We start from the raw sequence: 14,807 nt of genomic DNA on the forward strand, positions 1-14,807 counted from the left end.
GTATGACCGCTGGCGCTTCAATCTTACAAAGAACACTTCGCTTATGGGCGGGTTTCGTTCTTGGTCAATTCGCCAAGAAGCTTTTCCATTTCGTCTTCGATATCATCGGACGGCGTGTCGTCAGTCGCGGAGATATCGAGCGAACTCAATAGTTCATCCTCGAAGAAATCAGCCGTCAAATCAGCTTCCGGTTCAGGCGCTTCTTCCTTTACAGGCGTAACTTCTGTTTCGAGATCGGCCATGATCGCGTCGTGTAACGCGCCGCCCAGTCCTTCCAGACCATCATCTTCCGTCGTCGGTGCCGACTGTGACGGTGCTGCGACTGCCGCTTCCGGTTCGACACGCTTTGGTTCTGCTACGCTCGTGAACTCCGGTGTTACGGCGGACGAAACCGATGGACTGGTTACATCAAGCGGCGGCGTTGGCGTGCTTGTTGGAGCGGCAACTGGTTCGCGCTCGGGCACGATGCTGCCGAGGTTCGCTGAAGCGACGGTGGCTGTAGCAGCGCCAGCGGCGACAGTAGCGGCGGTGGCCAGATTCGAGGTGGAGCTGACCACACCGCGCGATACCTGGCTGAGCGGATAGGCAGGATGGGCGCGTGCAGGCGGCTGAGAAGGCTGCGGCGGTTGGGCCGGAAGCACAGTGCGCGGTTGTGGTGGATAATTCGGCGCGGGTCGTGGTTGCGGGCGGTTCTGCGGCGCTGCCTGTACGGATGGTGCTACCGGAGGCCGGACAGGCGCCTGCGGAGCTGCTGGAGCAACGGCTGGTGTGACCGGTGGGCGCGGCGGTATACGCGGTGCAACAACCTGTGGGGCTTCCTGGCGAACCGGCTCTTCCTTCGGCGGTTCCGGCTTTCGATAGACCGGCGTTTCAATCGCCGAGCTTAGCTGGATCGCTTCATCCTTTTCCGGTGCTGTTTCCGGTGCGGAGTTTTGTGATGACAGCGCCGGGCGCTCGCTCACATCGCTGGTGATCGTCGCTTCGTGCTGGCGAAAGCGCTCGATATGTTCCGGCTCGATACGCGAGGTCTGCACACGGTCATGCGCCCGTGATTCCATGACGATGTTCTGTTCGACCACTACATCGGTCGGTCCGCCGATAAGCAACAGATGCTCAACATCATCGCGACGGATGAGTACCAGCTTGCGGCGGCTGTCGACCGCTGCGGCATCCATGACGGAAAGTCGTGGCTGGCGCGACCGGCCGTTCGAGGTGAAACTGCCGCCGCTGAAACGGCGGATAATACTCAAGACAACGAAAATTCCGCCGAGAATGATCGCAAATATAAGCACAAAGCCGACAATATTAGCCGTGCTTTCCCCAACGATGCCGCTGAGCCATTCCTTCATGCGGATACCCTCTTAAATTCAATATTCGAAAAACGCTGATGAAACGGAGATTGTGCATCCCCCGACATTCCGCATCATCGCGCAACTTGCATTTTCAGGACAGTAGTTGAATTTGCAAGCGTTGGGAATGTTCTATCAAATTGTGGGCGAAATGCGGGAAATCTATGATCTCCCATCAAAACAGTGAAAAACGACCCGGTTTACACCGTTTCCGTGCAGCAACGCTTGTGCTGCTCGCCGATTAACGCATTCTGCGAATCGGATATACCAGATGCATGGCATTTCGCCTCGTTGCGTGATCGTCTATGGAGAACGCGCAAGGAAATGGCTGGCGACAGGATCGGGTTGCTTAATGAGTGAAAAGACGTCTTGGCTGATCGAAACGATGCGCGGCACAATCGCTGCCTGCAAGGAACAGTCATGCAGCATGGAAGGTCGGTGGGCTTGATGTCTCGACAGACGGACAACGCATATCCGAAACCGCTTGTCACACCGAAGCGTAATTCAAGTGGCGCGCTGCGTCTGCTGATTGTCGGCCTTCTGCTGACCGGGCTGGCGGTTGTCTATTTCCTGTTTCGCGACCGGATTGGCGATGGCTTCGCACTCATCCTGATGGGGCTCCTGTCGATGGTCGGCGTCTTCTATCTTCTGGGTGCGGCCACAGGCCTCATTCAGTTCAGCCAGCGCAAAGGCGGGCAGGATCTGGCGCATTCCTTCATGGATTCGCAGCCGGAAGGCACGGTCATTTCCGATTCTCGCGGCCAGATCGTTTATGCCAATCAGGCCTATGCCAATATGACCGGCGTCGCCAATGCCGACGGCATCCGCTCGCTCGACAATGTGCTGACGGCTGAACCTGCTGCATCCGACGCGATTTATCGTCTGACCAATGCGGTGCGCGATGGTCTCTCCGGGCAGGAAGAAGTGCGGTTGTCTGGCGGACTGTCCCGCGAGGCGCACGGCTCTTTGGCACCGGTCTGGTATCGGATCAAGTCTCGCCCCATTGAAGCCGGGCAGGACTACAAAGGCCCGCTCGTCGCATGGCAGATTGCCGATATTTCCGAAGAACGCGCCGAGCAGGAGCGTTTCTTTCAGGAGCTACAGGAAGCGATCAATCATCTCGACCATGCACCGGCAGGCTTTTTCTCCGCCGATCCATCGGGCCGCATCATCTATCTCAACGCCACTTTGGCGGAATGGCTTGGCGTCGATCTGACAGCCTTCACACCGGGTTCGCTGACGCTCAATGAGATCGTCGCGGGCAGCGGCATGGCGCTCATCAAGGCCGTCAAGGCAGAGCCCGGCACCAGCCGCAACACGGTGATCGATCTCGATCTTATCAAGCGCAATGGTCAAAGCCTGGCCGTGCGCTTTTATCATCGTGTACAGGCAGCACGTGACGGGACACGCGGCACCAGCCGCACTATCGTTCTGGATCGTGCGGAGGGTGATGATTCCTCGGCAGCGTTGCGTTCGGCAGAAGTGCGGTTCACGCGCTTCTTCAATTCCGCGCCAATGGCCATTGCCGCCGTCGATGCGCAGGGCCACACGCTGCGCACCAATGCGCGCTTCCTCGACATTTTCTCGTCCGTCGTGGATCGCGATTCCGTTGATCGCCGCGTGAAGCTGGAAAATGTCGTGCATGAGCGTGACCGCGAAGTGTTCACCAAAGCGCTTGCGGCGGCATTTGCGGGGCAGGCGAGTATCTCGCCGGTCGACACCGTTCTTCCGGGTAATGAGGAACGGCATATCCGTTTTTATATGAGCCCGGTCAGCGATATGGGTGGGGAGTCGTCGGAAGAGGCGGCAATCATTTCCGCCGTTGAAACGACGGAACAGAAAGCGCTCGAAAACCAGATGGCGCAGAGCCAGAAGATGCAGGCTGTTGGCCAGCTTGCTGGTGGTATCGCGCACGACTTCAACAACGTTCTGACGGCAATCATCATGTCGTCGGACCTGCTGTTGACCAATCATCGCGCATCCGATCCGTCTTTCCCGGACATCATGAACATCAAGCAGAACGCAAACCGCGCGGCCTCGCTCGTGCGCCAGCTGCTCGCGTTCTCGCGCCGCCAGACGCTGCGTCCGGAAGTGCTGGACCTGACCGACGTTCTCGCCGATCTACGCATGCTGCTTGCACGCCTTGTTGGCAAGGATATCGAACTGAAAATCGATCATGGCCGCGATCTTTGGCCGGTTAAAGCCGATCTTGGCCAGTTCGAACAGGTTGCCGTCAATCTTGCGGTCAATGCGCGTGATGCAATGCCTGAGGGCGGTGCAATCACGCTGCGGACCCGCAACGTGCCTGTCCACGAAGCGGCAAAACTCACCTATCGTGATCTTCCGGAAGCCGATTATGTTGTCTTCGAGGTCGAAGACACCGGCACCGGCATTCCAGCCGATGTGCTTGAAAAGATTTTCGAACCGTTCTTCACCACGAAGGAAGTCGGCAAGGGCACCGGTCTTGGCCTGTCGATGGTCTATGGCATCATCAAACAGACCGGCGGCTTCATCTATTGCGATTCCGAAGTCGGCAAGGGAACGACCTTCAAGATCTTCCTGCCGCGCCTGATCGTGGAGAAGAGCGCTGAGGACGTGCCTGTCGCGGTCAAGGAAAAGAAGGTCGAAAAGGCGACCGACCTTTCCGGTTCCGCTACGGTTCTGCTCGTGGAAGATGAAGACGCTGTGCGTATGGGCGGGGTGCGCGCACTCCAGTCGCGCGGCTATACGGTGCATGAAGCGGCTTCCGGCGTAGAGGCTCTGGAAATCATGGAAGAACTTGGCGGCGAGGTGGATATCGTCGTGTCCGACGTGGTCATGCCCGAAATGGACGGCCCGACGCTGTTGCGTGAGCTGCGCAAGACCTATCCGGATATCAAATTCGTTTTCGTATCCGGTTATGCGGAAGACGCTTTTGCACGCAATCTGCCTGCCGATGCCAAGTTCGGATTCCTGCCAAAGCCGTTCTCGCTCAAGCAGTTGGCGACCACTGTGAAGGAAATGCTGGAGAAGCAGGACTGATGAATTTCACGTCCACTTCCCGGCAAGACAGTCATGCGTAGGGGCCGTATCGCGGTTTTCGGCGGCGGTCCATCTGGCCTGATCGCAGCCGAAAAACTGTCAGCGCTCGGATATAGCGTGACTGTTTACGAGCAGATGCCGACCGTCGGACGCAAATTCCTGCTCGCCGGAAAATCCGGTCTCAACATCACCCACGCGGAAGATTTCTCCGTCTTTACGACCCGGTTTGGCGCAGCCAATGCCCGGCTTCTGCCGATACTGCAAAAGTTTGGGCCTCAGGATCTGCGGAATTGGGCAGACGCGCTTGGCGCTGAAACCTTCGTCGGATCGTCGGATCGCGTCTTTCCCAAGGCGATGAAGGCTTCCCCGTTGTTGCGCGCGTGGGGACATCGGCTGGAAGCGAAAGGCGTGCGCGTTCTGACACGGCATCGCTGGGTCGGTTTTGATGGCGACATGCCGATTGTAGAGACTGCCACTGGCCGCGAAACCGTTGAGTGCGATGCAGCGCTTTTCGCTTTCGGCGGCGCGAGCTGGCCGAAACTCGGTTCGAACGGCTCCTGGGTGCCGCATTTTACCGAAAAAGGCATTACAATTGCGCCGTTGCGATCCGCAAATTGCGGCTTCGATGTCGCATGGAGTGAGCATCTGGCAAGCCGTTTTGCAGGCGAACCAGTCAAATCCGTCACCATCACGAGCGCCGCCGGAACGACGCAGGGCGAATTCGTGATCACCAAGACGGGTGTTGAGGGTAGTCTTGTTTATGCCCACGCGGCGGCGTTACGCGACGCGCTGGATGCGGACGGGCAGGCCGATCTGGTGCTCGATCTTGCGCCAGGACGCAGCGTTGAACGGCTTAAAGCCGATCTGGCACGGCAGGACAGCAAGCTCAGTTTCGGCAATCTGTTGCGTAAGGGCGCGGGCCTGACGGGTGTGAAGGCAGCACTTGTCGCGGAATTTCTGCGCGATAAAAATCCTGACAAGCTGGCACATGCCATCAAGGCACTACACGTTCCGCTGTTGCGCACCCGTCCGTTAGAGGAAGTCATCTCTTCGGCTGGCGGCATTGTCTGGGATGAAATTGACCAGAATCAGATGTTGCAGAAACTGCCCGGCATCTTTGTTGCCGGCGAAATGGTCGATTGGGAAGCGCCGACTGGTGGCTATCTTCTGACGGCGTGTTTCGCAATGGGTGTTGCCGCTGCCGAGGGTATCGACGGCTGGCTACAATAATCCTGAGATATTGGAAAATGGCGCACCCGACAGGCGCCATAACGACGTCCATATTGACTTTTTTGAAGATTACAAGTACAAACTTTCCTTAGTTATTTCAATATCTTGCGTTCGGGTTTCTCTAATGGACGTTTTGGATTGTCCGCTCTAGCAACCTACCAAGATTAGGAATGAAATTAGGAAAGAGAGTTTGACTCCCCATGGCGCGGAACCTGCTCACTGTCAAAGAAATAGACAACAGCGACAAGGCGAAACTTCGTGATGGAGACGGCTTATGGTTACATCGAGCGAAGACTGGATCACGATCATGGGTGTTCATTTACATTAAGCATGGTCGACGACGCGAGATGGGGTTAGGGGCTTATGGTCCTGTGACACTTGCGGCCGCGCGAAAGAAAGCTGACGCGATCCGAGAAATTATTGCCAATGGCGGTGATCCGTTCAAGGAGTTGCCTGAGCGCAGGGTTGTAAAGAAGCCCGTGAGTTTCGGAAAATTTGCCGATGAATTCATTGATGCGATGGTTGCGGCTCGGAAATGGAGATCGGATAAAACCGAGGCATCGTGGCGGGCAGCTATGACGACGCATGCGAAGGCCATCCGCAAGATGCCGATTGGCGACATTGGCACAGAGGACGTTTTACGCGTCGTCAAGCCGATCTGGGCGGAAAAAAACGAAACCGCGTCGAAATTTCGCGAGCGCATAAAGGTCATCCTCGACGCAGCCAAGACGGAGGGTCTTCGATCTGGTGATAATCCTGCCGAGTGGGGTGACCATCTAGCCCGTGCACTGCCAACACCAGACAAGCTTCGCAAGCGCAATCATGCTTCAATGCCATGGCAGAACGTCCCGACATTTTTAGTAAAGTTGCGCGCCGTAACAGGTGTAGGGTCTGCCGCCTTGCAATTCGCCGCTCTTACTGGCGCCAGAAGCGGCGAGGTGAGGGGTGCTGTTTGGAGTGAGTTTGATCTTGACGCAGCGATATGGTCTCTACCGCCCGAGCGCATGAAAATGGGCCGTCCTCATCGTGTTCCACTATCTGACGCGGCACTTGCCATTGTTACGGGCATGAAAAAGCAGGCGCTAAGCGATCTTGTTTTCCCAGGCATGAAGAAAAACGCACCGTTGTCGGACATGACGTTGGCGAAGGCGCTTAAGGCGGCTGGCGGCGGTGACTATACAGTGCATGGCTTTCGGGCCAGCTTTAGGACGTGGTGTCAGGAGAATGACAAGGACGATTATGTCGCCGAGGCCTGTCTTGCACACCAGTCCGGAAGCGCGGTCGAACGCGCCTATGCGCGTTCTGATTTGTTTGATCGACGCCGTGAGCTATTAAACGAATGGGCTACATATTGTGCCGCGCCGTCTCAAAAGTAGCGCATGTTGATTTTAGGGGTTGACTTTACCGTCCATTTGTGTTTTAGTTGAAAATGTCGATTATATCGACTCCTCGTGTTTGATGGGGTGGTGCCCATCACTAGCCGGCTGGTAACCGGCCAACCTTAAGAGTCGGGTTCGCCCGGCATCTTGCGGCAAAAGCCGCCAGCGCCATTGCGCGCAAGCCGACCGTTCGCGGTTACAACCAACCAGGCCAACAGGCCGAAACACTGTCTCAACTTTAATTTCACCCTGAGATTTGCGCGCCCGGATTCCGTCCCGCGCGGAGGAGATTCTATGCACCATCACAACGATAACGTACCCATCCTAATATCATTGAACGACGCCGCAAAGCTGACTTCGCTGAGTCGAACCATGATCAATCGATATCGAGCTGAAGACCTGTCCCGGCTGCCGTAGCCATGGGCGACCGGCGCGTTGCGTTCGTGCGCGCCGAAGTGGTCGCGTGGATTGATGCCCGTATTGCTGCGAGGGTGGCAGCATGAATCAGCGGCGAGCCCAATTCCTTCAGGACAAAGCAATGGTTATCGCCATTTGCGGAATCCAGAGCCGCCGATCTGATCGTACTCCGATCTCAGACATGCTCGGCATGATTGATATATTGAAATCCGATGTGCACGCCGAGTACCTGGCTATGCTTGTTTTTCAGGTCGAGCAGGAAACTGGTACGACGGTAGATATGTTTCCCGATTGGGATGATGTTGATGATCATAGCCAGGAAGAAATCGAATATGGCGCACGCTTTGACACATCTCTGGCCGATTTTCGAACCGCATATACCCGCGGAAAAGAGCTTTCCGAAAGTGGAGCGTTTAACGGCAGCAATGTCATCGACTTTGTTGCTTATAAGTGTCGACGGGATCTAGCCGCAAGCGCCGCCTAACCACACCACACCAAACCACCACCGCATGCGCAGTTGCCCGCGCCATGGGCTTTTGCGCGCCTCAACACGAAGGAGACTTAAAATGAAACTTGTACCGATTTATCGCGCTGAGACAGTTGAAGCTGCGGCCAGAACTGTCAGCAATTTCGTCGAAAAACAGTTCGCGAACATAAACTTCGACTCGCCGCTCGCACTCGAGTTGGGAAAGCTGCCCGAATACAAGGACATCACTAACTCAGAGTATTGGCTGGCAATGGTTTCCGGGCTGTCGGCAGCGAAGGACAAGGCATTCTCCGAGTTTATGAAACTGAAGGAAGAAGCCGATGAGGACGACAGCTGGTGACCGATCATGCTGCCGATTTCGCGAAATTCCTCATCGAAGAATATCGCGGCCTGCCGCCAGCAAGCGCGGTCATCCAGATCAAACACCGATTTCCCCAAATCACCTACGGGGAATTCTTGCGCGGCTTTGCGATTGCAGAAGAGCTTGCCGTAGCCGATGCATCGACTGCCACCTACTGAACACGAGGAAAAATTATGAGTTTTATCGAACTTAAATCCGGCGTCAAAATCGTGGCTGATCACATCACTCATTTCAATGAGAGTATGAACACTATTGCCTTTCATCTGGTCGACGGGACAATGATCTACGGCACACCGACCAACGAAGAGTTTGAGACCGCCCTATATCGAGTGTTACCAGCGGCACCGGGATTCAGCGTGATTTATCGCTATGCTGCCCGGGGTAAATCTTATGCCCAGACCTGCCCAGTTGTTGCCTGGCGCGAATACCCCGGTGGTGTGTATCCGATCTCGGTAGGATACAGCCGCGACTTAGATGACCAAACGGGTTTGGTTCTGCCCGACGGATCCGTAATCGACGGTGACGGTAACCTGTATGAGAGCGTGGACGCACTTATCGCTGATATCGACCGCACCGAAGCGGAGATGGAAAAGCTAGTTTCTGAGGCCGCCTGACCATGACAGCCACAATTTTGAATATCAGCCCCGCGCGTCACAGCGCGGGGAACGTCAAAGCTTATTTTGATGTTCAACTCGACAGTGGGCTTAAGCTCTATCGGTTGCGGCTGACGCAAGGCCGGAATGGATATCGCGTTTATGGGCCTCGGGATCAATTCGGCGACACAGTTACGCTTCCCATCGCTCTAGCAGATCAGCTTGCCATCATTGCAAAGGAGGCCGTCGCCAGTCATGGTCGCAGTTAACCCAAAAATCACTTCATCTGACCCGATGTTGGATGTTGCTCTCTCCTACATTCAAAACGACATTCCTGTTTTTCCATGCCGCGCTGGTGATGTCGAAGTGATCGACAATGCGACTGGCGAAATCTCGGTGTTGCCCGCAAAGGCGCCTCTGATCTCGAATGGCCTGAAAGGCGCAACGCTGACCGAACGTATTATTCGTGCGTGGTGGGACGAGAAGCGTCACGGCGGCGCTATGATCGGTATTCCGACCGGCAGTCGGTCCGGTATCTTCGTTCTCGATATCGATATGCATCGCGACAGTGATGGCAATCTCATTGATGGCAAAGCGGCACTGACCGCGCTGGAAGCCAGCCATGCGCCTTTGCCAAGCACCGCGACTGTCCGCACTGCTGGCGGCGGGGAGCATCGTTATTTCAAATACATTGACGGTGTCCGCAATCGCGGTGCTTTATCCAAGGGTCTTGATATTCGCGGCGAGGGCGGTTTCGTCATTGCAGCCGGCAGTGTCACGGCAGACGGTCGCGTGTATGAATGGATTGACCATGACGGCAAGGGGCTTCCTGCCGTTGCTGACGCTCCGCAATGGCTGCTCGATTTGATCCTGCCACCGACGGTCACGGTGTCGCCTTCGGATTGGTCATATCGGGCCGAGGGACATGATCATTATGTCGCGGCAGCGTTGGAATCAGAGCTCGCACAACTCGCCGGTACAACTGAAGGCAGTCGTGGTGAGCAGGTAAACGCTTCGGCATTCTCGCTCGGGCAACTTGTCGGAGCAGGCGCGCTTGATCGCACCGAAGCCGAACGCGGTCTATTCGACGCAGCGCTCGCCAACGGTGTCGTTGCCAAGGACGGCGAAAAAGAAATCCGGTTGAAGATCAATCGTGGGCTCGATGCCGGCACGCGCCAGCCTCGTCAGATGCCAGAGCCGTCCTATTACGACAATGACAACACGCCGCCAATGGACACATCGGCGCTGGTCGCCAATGCGCGGGCGGAAAAATCGCAAACGGAACCCGCCGAAAACATTGAGCAGCCTGCAACGGCATCTACTTCCATCGTTGAGCCGCTCGACGTGTTTGCCGAGGCGAAAACCCCATCTATGCCCATGGGTATCTTTCCCTCAGTTATCGAAAGCTTTGCCATCGCTCGCGCAGAACAAATGGGCGTCGACCCTGGTGGCCTTGCTATGGCCGCGCTTACGGTCTGCGCTGCGGCTATTCCGGACAACATAACCCTTAAAATGAAGCGCCACGAAAGCTGGAAAGAAAGCGCCCGTATCTGGACAATGGTCATTGGCGATCCATCAACACGGAAATCACCTCTGATCAAAGCGGCGAGCGCGCCACTTCTGGCAATAGAATGCGAACTGCAGCGCGATCATCGAGCCGCAATGCGTGACTGGATGGCGCTCGACAAGGAATCAAAAAAGGGAAAGTCCGAACCGATCGCCAAGCGCGTTTCCATTGAAGATGGTTCACCAGAAAAGGTCGGGGAAGTGCTGTCGAACAACGAAGCAGGCCTTGCTCTGATCGACGACGAGCTATCTGGTTGGTTCGCGCGCATGGAAAAATATGCTGGGTCGAAGGGCTCCGGTGCGGATCGTGCATTCTGGCTCAAGTCGTTTGGTGGCGGATCGTATTCTGTTGACCGCGTGGGACGAGGCTCGATCTGGATTCCTAATATCTCGATCACTCTGCTGGGCAGTATTCAGCCAGATCCGTTGCGGAAGATTGCAAAGGAGTTGACCGATGACGGTCTGCTTCAACGCATGTTTTGCATCATGCTGGAATCTGGCGGTGACGATCGCGACGAACCGTCTGGAGTTGATGAGAGCGTATATGCGCATCTTGTGCGAAAGCTTTATCATCTCCGGACATCAATGTCGGCTGGCTGGTGTTTTCGTTTTTCGGATGGTGCGCAGAGTTTCCGCAATGAATTGTCGCGGGAGCACAGAAAGCTAGAAAAGCTTTGGGAGCGTATCAACCGGCGTCTGGCAACACACATCGGGAAGTTCGACGGACTGTTCGGTCGGATGTGCGTATTGTTGCACGTCATCAAGAATATTGACGGCGATCTTCCGAAGGAAGTTGACCTGGAAACGGCGACGCAGGCCAAAACCTTGGTGCACGACTACCTTTTGAAGCATGCGATTGCGCTGCATTTTAACATCCTCGGGGCGACGGATATGCAGGCGGCGATGGTTGAAGCAGCTGGCTCCATTCTCACGAATGAAGCGCTGCATGATGTCATTTCAGCCCGCCTTCTCAATCGTCACGGCACGGCATCGCTGCGAAAAATGGATGTGCCCGATCTGGAGCGCTTGATGCAACAACTGGATGCGTACAGTTGGGTCGAGCCTTTACCGCTTGGCCGTACAGAACGCGCACCGAAATATCGGGTTAATCCGCTTGTCCATGACAGGTTCAAGGGCCTTGCTGCTAAGATTGCGGCAGAGCGTTTGAAGGTGCGTGAGGCTATGAACGCAGTAAACAGAAAATAGTTTGTCGCAACATGTCACGATGTGACAGCATGAGACAAACAACGAAGTTTGTCACGTTTGTCACGTACGCACAGGAAGAGAAGTTTTTTATCTCTCTTTCTTATAATTTGGGGTGAATTTTACGGATTTGTACGCGCGTGTGTACGTGCCAACCCGCGACAAACTTTTTCACCCCATTAACACCGCATTTATAGAACGGCCACACCATCACTATCGGCCTAACCAGCCATCACCACAACACGAGGAGCAGATATGTCCAATTTTCAGAAAAACCTTCAAGCCGCTCTTTTTGGAGTTTCCGACTTCGAACGTCTGGAGCTTCAGACCACAGCCGAGAAATGGGCGGCGGACGAAAGCCGTCCGATCATCCCGTTTCAGCGGCTGGCCGAACTGGCGTTCGTTGACCAGCGGCCGGTTTCGGACCTTCCATGCAATCCTGGCTATTCTGTCGCCGCGCAATCAAAGGCGTGGGTCACAGCGGCATTGCTGGGCGCGATCTATCAAATTTCTGCAGCGTATCAGCGCAAACGGGAGAATGTCGCTGTGTCTACCGCTGTAGGCCGACTACGGGCATCCAATGCGGAGCTTATTCGCGAAAACCGGGCAGCTTGGCGCGCAGCGGATTTGAAGGTGCCGTTTCGCGAACCTCGCCCCGTTGGTGTCAGGGCATATTCTCCCGAACCGATGGAGGCATCAGGACCGCATACCGACGGGGTCTTGCGCGGGAAGCGCATCACGCGCGCCAAACTCTATGAGCAGCGGCCAGATCTTCGCGACGGAGAAGCGGCATGAACTCCACTGTTCTCCGCCAGCCGACAAGCGACATGATGATCGAAGTAGAGACACATCAATACGTCAATTGGCTGAGCGCGATGCAGAACGGTCTTATCGTGAAGAACGATCTATCATCCAAGCGGCAATATCGACGCCGCGAAATGGGAATAGAGAACGCAGCATCGGACAACCGGGAAGCAACTGGCGCAAAGGAAAGCCGAGAAGGTGCGATCTTCGACCGGGCTGCAACACCGATCAATATTTTTGCGGCTCCAGCCGGACCGGTCAGCAATCCCTATCGTACACGCACCAGATGGCTGCGCGATCAGTCTGGCGCATTGGTCCGTGACGAACACGGCCTGCCTATGCCGGAGCCGCGTCATGTGACGCGTCGATCGTCGGTAACGGACCCACGACGGGCTGAGTGGATGAAACGGATCGAAGGGACGGACAATACCTATAAGGTCGCGAAGACATGGACGGAGGGGAAATTGAAGCAGGAACACACACCAGCAGAACGCGTATTGATGCAAGCCAAGGCAGAACACGCACGCGCATTGCGCGATGGACAGATAATTGCAGCGGTCGAGCGTATCAACCAGCGCCACAATGGATTGGTAGAATCTGCGGCCAATGACAACTTGCAGGGATGGGAGCTTCTTCGTCAGCTTCGTCGTGAGAAGCGTCATGAGGATGTTGAAGCAGTTGAATTCTACCGTGGACTTTGCAGCTTGATAGCCAGCCAGCCATTGCGTGGTTTCGACTATGGCTACAACGCATCTGCGAAGAAGGAATATCGAACCTTAAAGCTAAACGGTGTGGAAGAAGTAGACGAAGCTGCTTCCAAAGGATGGCAAGATAACGCGGTCCCCGGTGGCGAAATTGAATACAAGGAAGTGCGAAAGCGCGGTTCCGACGACCCGAACTGGACCATCCCAGCAAAGCGGTACGTTGCCGCCGATGACAATACGAAGGTCAAGGCACGCCCATTCGCTGTGAAGTTCAACGAGAACACTATGATCGCGAAGATCGATATGCGACCCATTCTGGAGGAATTGCGGGCTGCATTGGGCGTCGGGTTGGCGCCGTTCGAAGATGCTGTTCTGGGAGGGAAGACATTGACCGAAATCGGCGAGGCGCGTGACTTTAAAGGCGTGCAGGCATCCGCTGCCGGGAAGGCTTTGATTAACGCTGCCATCAATGGATTGCGCGAGACATGGGATAAAATAAAGCGCCGCCAGCGCCAAGAGGCAAGACAGGCCATCATGAATGTTGACCGGGCTCGCGCTCGATTGGAACGGCAGACGGTGCGCCAAGCCGCGTGACTTATAAGTCAAACCCGTTCCCAAGGGGTAACAGGGAGACGAGAATGTAATTCAGAAGCCCGGTTCACGCCGGGCTTTTTCTATTTCGAGATCAGCGTGGGTTTGCTCCTTTTCCCACGCCGATACCACTGCGGTCTCCTCCTCCCGCATGTGGTGCTTCCGGGTCGAGCGCGCTTCAACCGCGCTCCCCGGTTTTTTCTTTCCCGTTCAATCGGGATCACAAATTGGCTGGCATCTTCACAGATCGGGCGATTGAGCTTCGCGGGTTACTGACTTCGGTCATACTGGCGATGTGCGACAGGCTGCTGGATTGTCGCTATCAGCAGCGCCAGCCAATCCATTATCGGCGGCCAGATCAAACGGCCGGAAGCCCATTCTGCGACGGGCCCCGGACGCTGGTACGCCATCTTCAAGTGTGTGAACCCGCATGACAGCCGAACGGAATTGATGAACCGCGTCGGCTGTCCAGTTTAATGAGGTGATGCATGACTGATCCGCGTTTAGACGACCTACAGCGCAGGCTTGAGGATGCGTTCAAGCGCAACAACCTTACGATGCCCAAGCCGATGACAGCAGAGGAGCAGGAAGCTATGAAGAAAGCTGACTGGCAGTACCTGGTTGAAGGCATGCAACAGTTAAGTCGCGGGTTCTTCGGCGCGCGCCTCAGCCTAACATGACCGACCAGCGCAGCGCTGAGGCGAAGAAATACCGGGCGCTCTACAAGTCGGCCAAGTGGAAGCGCATTAGAACCGCACAATTTCAGATGCAGCCTCTCTGCGAATATTGCAAGCAGTCCGAGGTGATAGAAATCGCCACGGTCGTTCACCACGGTGATGGAGGCCACAAGGGAGATATGAACCGCTTCTGGAATGGTCCGTTCGTATCACTTTGCAAACCCTGCCATGACCGTGATGGCCAGCGTGAAGACCTTGGTCAGACCGTCATCCGATTCGACGCCGAAGGGTGGCCCATCGGGTGATGTGACCGAAAAGACACAGCCCCCGGGGGCTATCTCGGTCTCTCCGGGCATAGGCGGGCGGGAACCGGCGATGGGCGAGAACGCACACGCAACCAATTCAGATGTTGAGATGAGGATTTC

14 protein-coding genes are annotated in these 14,807 nt (G+C 55.7%); 13 read left to right on the top strand and 1 reads right to left on the bottom strand.

All coding sequences use genetic code 11. The annotated features are described in order from the left end of the window. Positions 1–41: 41 nt before the first annotated feature. On the bottom strand, positions 42–1,349 hold the full coding sequence (locus QBD01_RS24000) for a flagellar biosynthetic protein FliO (protein WP_280994835.1): 1,308 nt from the start codon (positions 1,347–1,349) through the stop codon (positions 42–44). A 447-nt stretch (positions 1,350–1,796) separates the two neighbouring features. Between QBD01_RS24000 and cckA the strand changes: the two genes are divergently transcribed. From cckA to QBD01_RS24065, 13 genes are all read left to right on the top strand, one after another. Then, positions 1,797–4,370 carry a cell cycle histidine kinase CckA gene (cckA, locus tag QBD01_RS24005; RefSeq protein ID WP_182520406.1) on the top strand — a complete coding sequence of 858 codons (2,574 nt, stop codon included), beginning with the start codon at positions 1,797–1,799 and terminating at the stop codon, positions 4,368–4,370. A 33-nt stretch (positions 4,371–4,403) separates the two neighbouring features. Beyond that, complete coding sequence (locus QBD01_RS24010) at positions 4,404–5,600, top strand: TIGR03862 family flavoprotein (RefSeq protein WP_280994836.1); 1,197 nt, start codon at positions 4,404–4,406, stop codon at positions 5,598–5,600. 200 nt (positions 5,601–5,800) lie between these two features. Then, positions 5,801–6,976, top strand: coding sequence for an integrase arm-type DNA-binding domain-containing protein (locus tag QBD01_RS24015; protein WP_280994837.1), 1,176 nt, complete (start codon positions 5,801–5,803; stop codon positions 6,974–6,976). 541 nt (positions 6,977–7,517) lie between these two features. Next, on the top strand, positions 7,518–7,880 hold the full coding sequence (locus QBD01_RS24020; RefSeq protein WP_280994838.1) for a hypothetical protein: 363 nt from the start codon (positions 7,518–7,520) through the stop codon (positions 7,878–7,880). 82 nt (positions 7,881–7,962) lie between these two features. Further along, positions 7,963–8,223 carry a hypothetical protein gene (locus tag QBD01_RS24025; RefSeq protein ID WP_280994839.1) on the top strand — a complete coding sequence of 87 codons (261 nt, stop codon included), beginning with the start codon at positions 7,963–7,965 and terminating at the stop codon, positions 8,221–8,223. Continuing rightward, positions 8,220–8,402, top strand: a complete 183-nt coding sequence (locus QBD01_RS24030) for a hypothetical protein (protein ID WP_280994840.1) — start codon at positions 8,220–8,222, stop codon at positions 8,400–8,402. The genes QBD01_RS24025 and QBD01_RS24030 overlap by 4 nt, the downstream gene beginning before the upstream one ends. Before the next feature lie 15 nt (positions 8,403–8,417). Next, positions 8,418–8,858, top strand: a complete 441-nt coding sequence (locus QBD01_RS24035; RefSeq protein WP_280994841.1) for a hypothetical protein — start codon at positions 8,418–8,420, stop codon at positions 8,856–8,858. A gap of 2 nt (positions 8,859–8,860) precedes the next feature. Then, positions 8,861–9,106, top strand: a complete 246-nt coding sequence (locus tag QBD01_RS24040) for a hypothetical protein (protein ID WP_192799721.1) — start codon at positions 8,861–8,863, stop codon at positions 9,104–9,106. Then, positions 9,093–11,609 (top strand): DUF3987 domain-containing protein, encoded by a 2,517-nt coding sequence (locus QBD01_RS24045; protein WP_280994842.1) that lies wholly within the window; start codon positions 9,093–9,095, stop codon positions 11,607–11,609. Before QBD01_RS24040 ends, QBD01_RS24045 begins: the two co-directional genes overlap by 14 nt. A gap of 252 nt (positions 11,610–11,861) precedes the next feature. Continuing rightward, positions 11,862–12,401: a hypothetical protein gene (locus tag QBD01_RS24050; protein WP_280994843.1), complete on the top strand. Its 540-nt coding sequence runs from the start codon at positions 11,862–11,864 to the stop codon at positions 12,399–12,401. Continuing rightward, on the top strand, positions 12,398–13,708 hold the full coding sequence (locus QBD01_RS24055) for a hypothetical protein (protein WP_280994844.1): 1,311 nt from the start codon (positions 12,398–12,400) through the stop codon (positions 13,706–13,708). Before QBD01_RS24050 ends, QBD01_RS24055 begins: the two co-directional genes overlap by 4 nt. A 485-nt stretch (positions 13,709–14,193) precedes the next feature. Beyond that, a complete protein-coding gene (locus QBD01_RS24060; protein ID WP_280994845.1) occupies positions 14,194–14,385 on the top strand; it encodes a hypothetical protein in 192 nt (63 codons plus the stop codon). Continuing rightward, a complete protein-coding gene (locus tag QBD01_RS24065) occupies positions 14,382–14,687 on the top strand; it encodes an HNH endonuclease signature motif containing protein (RefSeq protein ID WP_280994846.1) in 306 nt (101 codons plus the stop codon). The genes QBD01_RS24060 and QBD01_RS24065 overlap by 4 nt, the downstream gene beginning before the upstream one ends. Positions 14,688–14,807: the final 120 nt, after the last annotated feature.

It is taken from the genome of Ochrobactrum sp. 19YEA23 (assembly GCF_029909865.1).
Classification (GTDB): Bacteria; Pseudomonadota; Alphaproteobacteria; order Rhizobiales; family Rhizobiaceae; genus Brucella; species Brucella gambitense.